Origin of the sequence: Mycobacterium sp., assembly GCF_035653355.1 — a bacterium.
Taxonomy (GTDB): Bacteria; Actinomycetota; Actinomycetes; order Mycobacteriales; family Mycobacteriaceae; genus Mycobacterium.
The window spans coordinates 1-4467 of record NZ_DASRBZ010000060.1; the positions used below are offsets into that span (position 1 = coordinate 1).

Annotated in this window: 5 protein-coding genes and 1 tRNA gene; 2 read left to right on the top strand and 4 right to left on the bottom strand. The window is 66.1% G+C overall.

The window, feature by feature from the left end; all coding sequences use genetic code 11:
- Nucleotides 1–1279, bottom strand: a 1279-nt coding sequence (locus VFA16_RS01980) for a DUF7159 family protein (protein ID WP_324966206.1), incomplete at its 3' end; no start/stop codon positions are given.
- 577 nt (nt 1280–1856) lie between these two features.
- Between VFA16_RS01980 and VFA16_RS01985 the strand changes: the two genes are divergently transcribed.
- Nucleotides 1857–2135, top strand: a complete 279-nt coding sequence (locus VFA16_RS01985; RefSeq protein WP_324966207.1) for a DUF2510 domain-containing protein — start codon at nt 1857–1859, stop codon at nt 2133–2135.
- 72 nt (nt 2136–2207) lie between these two features.
- On the opposite strand, the gene VFA16_RS01990 is transcribed toward VFA16_RS01985, so the two are convergent.
- The 3 genes from VFA16_RS01990 to VFA16_RS02000 all read right to left on the bottom strand — a co-directional run bounded on the left by VFA16_RS01990 (nt 2208) and on the right by VFA16_RS02000 (nt 3418).
- Nucleotides 2208–2298 (bottom strand) — tRNA-Ser (locus VFA16_RS01990).
- Between the two features lie 29 nt (nt 2299–2327).
- A complete protein-coding gene (locus VFA16_RS01995) occupies nt 2328–2786 on the bottom strand; it encodes a nucleoside deaminase (RefSeq protein ID WP_324966208.1) in 459 nt (152 codons plus the stop codon).
- Nucleotides 2787–2896: 110 nt separating this feature from the next.
- Nucleotides 2897–3418, bottom strand: a complete 522-nt coding sequence (locus VFA16_RS02000; protein WP_324966209.1) for a tRNA adenosine deaminase-associated protein — start codon at nt 3416–3418, stop codon at nt 2897–2899.
- Between the two features lie 124 nt (nt 3419–3542).
- Between VFA16_RS02000 and VFA16_RS02005 the strand changes: the two genes are divergently transcribed.
- Nucleotides 3543–4467: prephenate dehydrogenase (locus VFA16_RS02005; protein ID WP_324966210.1), on the top strand; the 925-nt coding region annotated here is incomplete at its 3' end.

The following is a 4467-nucleotide window of genomic DNA, read 5'->3' on the forward strand; positions in this document are numbered from 1 at the left end:
GCGGCGCGACCGGCGGAGGTGCGGGCGCGACCGGCGGAGGTGCCGGTAGAGCCGGAGGAGCTGCGGGTGCAGGCGCAGGAGCGGCAGGCGCAGGAGCCGCGGGAGCCGGCGCTGGGGCGGCGGGGGCAGGTGCCGGCGGGGGCGCTTGTGGCGGTGCCGGCGCTTGCTGGGTCGGCACCACCATGCGTTGACCGAGGTTGGGGCGGTCATTGGCCTTCGGGCGGATGTCGAGTGCCAGCGCGATCGCGAGGGCCGCGACACCGACAACAAAAACCGTTAACACGCTCAGCGCCACTAAGAACGGCTTGCGGGCCGGGCGCTGCTCCTCGGCGCCGACGTCGCCCTCCTCCGCGTCGGCCAGGCCGACGCCTTCGGCGCCCGCAACAGCGGTATAGGCGTTGGCTGCACTGTCCGGATCGGCGCTGTAGGCCAGCGCTTGCGTCATTTCGCTGGCATCGTAATCAGCCGGGCCCTGCACAAAGGCTGCATATCCGGGAGCAGCCATCGTGGCCTCAGCAGGCGCGCCGGGCTCGACGACACCCGCACCCGGAACTTGCGCGTAAGCCTGTGCGGCGGTGGACGATTCGAATAACGGCGCATGCGCCGAGGCCAGCGCCGCGCCGCGAGCCAGTGCCATCTCGGGTTCGTCGGGCGCATTCACCACAAGCGAGGTCGCCGCCTCCAACTGTGGCTTGATCATGGCGACATCGACATCGGAGCCGACGACGAAAAGGCCATCCGGTTCGGATTCCAACACCTCAGCGCCGGCGACCATCTCAGTGAGCGCTGCTACAGCGGCTTCGTCATCGGCCGGCAATGGTCGTCTCTGTACTTCTGTCACCGAACCGTCGGCGGTGTCAACAACCGCCAACGTCGCGGTATCCGGTTCGACAAAAAGCAGCGCGGTGTGGTCGTAACCAACCGCGTTGCCGACCGTTTGGGTGAGCGCGGCCGCGGACAGGAAAGCCGAGACCAGCATGACGTTTTCCATCTTGTGGGCGGCCAAAAGGTCACGCAATGCCGCGGCCTCTACCGGGTCGGTCCATGTCACCCCGGTGGAGGTCACCTGGTAACCGCCCTGCGTAGCGCTTTCTCGAGTGCCCAGGATCGCCGACACGACCTGATTCGGCGCGGTCAAGGTTGCCGGATCTTGGTTATTTCCGTCAGTGCTAATGGGGATGGTGTCTTCCTCGACTGTGACGCCGTCGGCGTTTTCCCCTTCAACCAGCACCATGCGGACATTTTCAGGTGCCATCGACACACCCATTACGATGTCCACCGCTCCTCCAAAAAGTTTGCTGAGTCCCCCACGTCTCAAATAGCAAGCATACCCTGTCTGGCGTCCACCTTAAACTTCGCGGCCAAATGCCGCAGCAGGACCTGATCGCAACGATTAGCTGAACTTGCCATGCGGTTCGCTTGGCAGTGGCGGTCCGCCTTGGCAGTACACCGCAGAACGGAGCGCTTCGGGCATTACGAACTGACCACTCGCGTGGGTCGATCGTCCAGCGGAGTGTGACCGGTTACCGCGTTTTAACGGTCTCCGACCGGGGTATCTCGGCCTGCACCAGACATATGCCCCTAGGAGGTGCGGGATCGTGACCGTCGATGTCTGTCCCGCGTGCGGTTACCCGACGATAGGCCCGGATGTGTGCTTCTTCTGCCGTCCCGAGATTGTGGCGACCGGTGAGCAAACGTTTGAGCCGGAAATTTCCACGACGCTGCATCGGGGATCGGTGGCAGTCGGAGTACGGCACCCGGGCTTGGATCCGGCCGCGCACGCTGGCTAAGGCAGAACCCACTACTCGGCGGTGAGTGTGCGGGGCGATGCGACGACCTAAGAAAGAGGTGCCACGATGACCAACGTTTTCAACTCGCTGAACTCGCTGGTCTGGCTGCTGGTCCTGATCCTTGTTATCGCGGCGGTCGTGGTGGTGGTGCGGGCGCTGTTGGCGCCGCGGGCCGGGCCACCTGCGTCCAGCGAACCACCCGTCGTGCACCACCAACCCGTCGTGCAACAACCCATGCAGACGAGCGGGCTAGCGCCGGGCTGGTACCCCGACCAGAATGACCCGAATTCGGTGCGCTACTTCGATGGGCGGGTCTGGACCTCGGCTACTCAGCCTCGGAATTAGTAATCGTTAGGCAGCACGACGTACATGCATGCTGAAAACCAGCCTGTAACTGCGGCGATGCGCAGAAAAGTTTGGCGGTGGCGGAGGGATTTGAACCCTCGGACGGGGGTTACCCGTCACACGCTTTCGAGGCGTGCTCCTTAGGCCGCTCGGACACACCACCGCCGAGCAGCTTACCCAACAAGGAGCCGATCACCCCAATCGCTGCCGGGCGAAGAACGCTTCCAGCAGCGCCGCGCAATCGTCGGCCAGCACGCCGCCCCGCACCTCCGGGCGATGGTTGAGCCGTCGATCCCGCACCACATCCCACAGCGAGCCGACCGCCCCGGTTTTAGGCTCCCACGCCCCGAACACCAGCCGCGCCACCCGCGCCATCACCAAGGCACCGGCGCACATCGTGCACGGCTCGATGGTGACGGCCAACGTGGTGCCCTCCAATCGCCAACCGTTGCCGAGCACACTGGCCGCGGTCCGCATCGCCAGAATCTCGGCGTGCGCCGTCGGATCACCAAGTGCCTCGCGGGCGTTGACGGCGCGCGCCAGCTCTGTTCCGTCAGGCCCGACGATGACCGCACCGACCGGCACGTCCCGCGGACCCGCAGTGGCGGCGACCGCGAGCGCGGCTCGGATCAAATCCTCGTCGGCGATCACCGACCCAGGCTAATGGCGGTGACCCGCTGCGCCCGGCTCCGCCGCGCTTGCGATCACCGACCCAGGCTAATGGCGGCGACCCGCTGCGCCCGGCTCCGCCGCGCTTGCGATCACCGACCGAGGCGGTCGAGCACCGCCGACAGCTCGTCGGCGAAACCCATCTCCTGCGCGATGCGGGTCAACTGCTCGTCGGCGTACAGGTCGGTCTCGTCGAGGATGACGCCCAGCACCGCCTCCGGCAGGCCGATGTCGGAGAGGACGCCAAGATCACCCTCCTCGAACGGCTCGGCGTCCTCGAGGTCTTCGGGATCGATCTCGGCGTCCAAGTTCTCCAGAACCTCAGCCGCAATGTCGTAGTCCAGCGCTGCGGTCGCATCCGACAACAGCAACCGGGTTCCCGACGGCGCCGGCCGCACGATGACGAAGAATTCATCGTCGACATCGATCAACCCGAAAACAGCTCCAGCGCTGCGCAACTCGCGGAGTTCGGTCTCAGCGGCAGTCAAACTGCTCAGCACTTTGGGACGCATCGCAGAACAGCGCCATTTGCCGTCTTCGCGAACAACGGCAACGCCGAAACCGTCCGGCGTGTCCGCGGACGGGCCTTGCGCGGAGGCCCGTTGTGCTCCCATGGGCGCATACGCTAGTCGCTGAGCAGGCCGCTTGACCAGCTAAGGCAGCACATCAGACCATGCTGGCCGGGGTCGGACCGCCAGCGAAAAAATGTGCCAACCTGGAACAGTGGCGAAGACACCGATGTGCGTGCTGGGGCTGGGTTTGATCGGTGGCTCGCTGATGCGGGCAGCCACGGCGGCAGGCTACGAGGTCTTCGGCTACAACCGCTCGGTGGAGGGCGTGCAGGCGGCGCGATTCGACGGCTTCGACGCCACCACCGACATCAGCGAAGCGCTCAAACGGGCGGCTGACGTCGACGCGCTGATCGTGCTCGCCGTTCCAATGCCGGCCTTGCCGAGCATGCTCTCGCACATTCGCGAATGCGCGCCCAACTGCGCGCTGACCGATGTCACCAGTGTCAAAAGCGCGGTCCTCGAGGAGGTCGCCGCGGCCGGCCTGCAGGCGCGCTTCGTCGGCGGACACCCAATGACGGGAACTGCACACTCCGGGTGGGCCGCTGGTCACGCCCGGTTGTTCACCGGCGCCCCTTGGGTGATCGCCGTAGACGACCACGTGGACCCCGCGGTGTGGTCAATGGTGATGACGTTGGCGCTGGACTGCGGATCGGTCGTGGTTCCAGCAAAATCCGATGAGCACGACGCGGCCGCGGCCGCCATCTCGCATCTGCCCCACTTGCTCGCCGAGGCACTCGCCGTCACCGCCGGGGAGGTTCCGCTGGCCTTCGCCTTGGCCGCGGGCTCCTTCCGCGACGGCACCCGGGTCGCGGCCAGCGCACCGGAACTGGTGCGGGCTATGTGTGAAGCCAACGCCGAGCACCTGCTGCCCACACTGGACCGTGCCCTCGAACTGCTAACCCGCGCCCGCGATGCGTTGGCCAACAACAACTCGGTCGCCGAGCTTGTCGATGCCGGCCACGCCGCGCGTACCCGCTACGACAGCTTCTCGCGACCGGACATCGTGACCGTGTTCATCGGCGCGGAGAACTGGCGCGAGGAACTTGCCGCCGCAGGCCGGGCCGGCGGTGTGATCAGATCCGCTCTGCCAA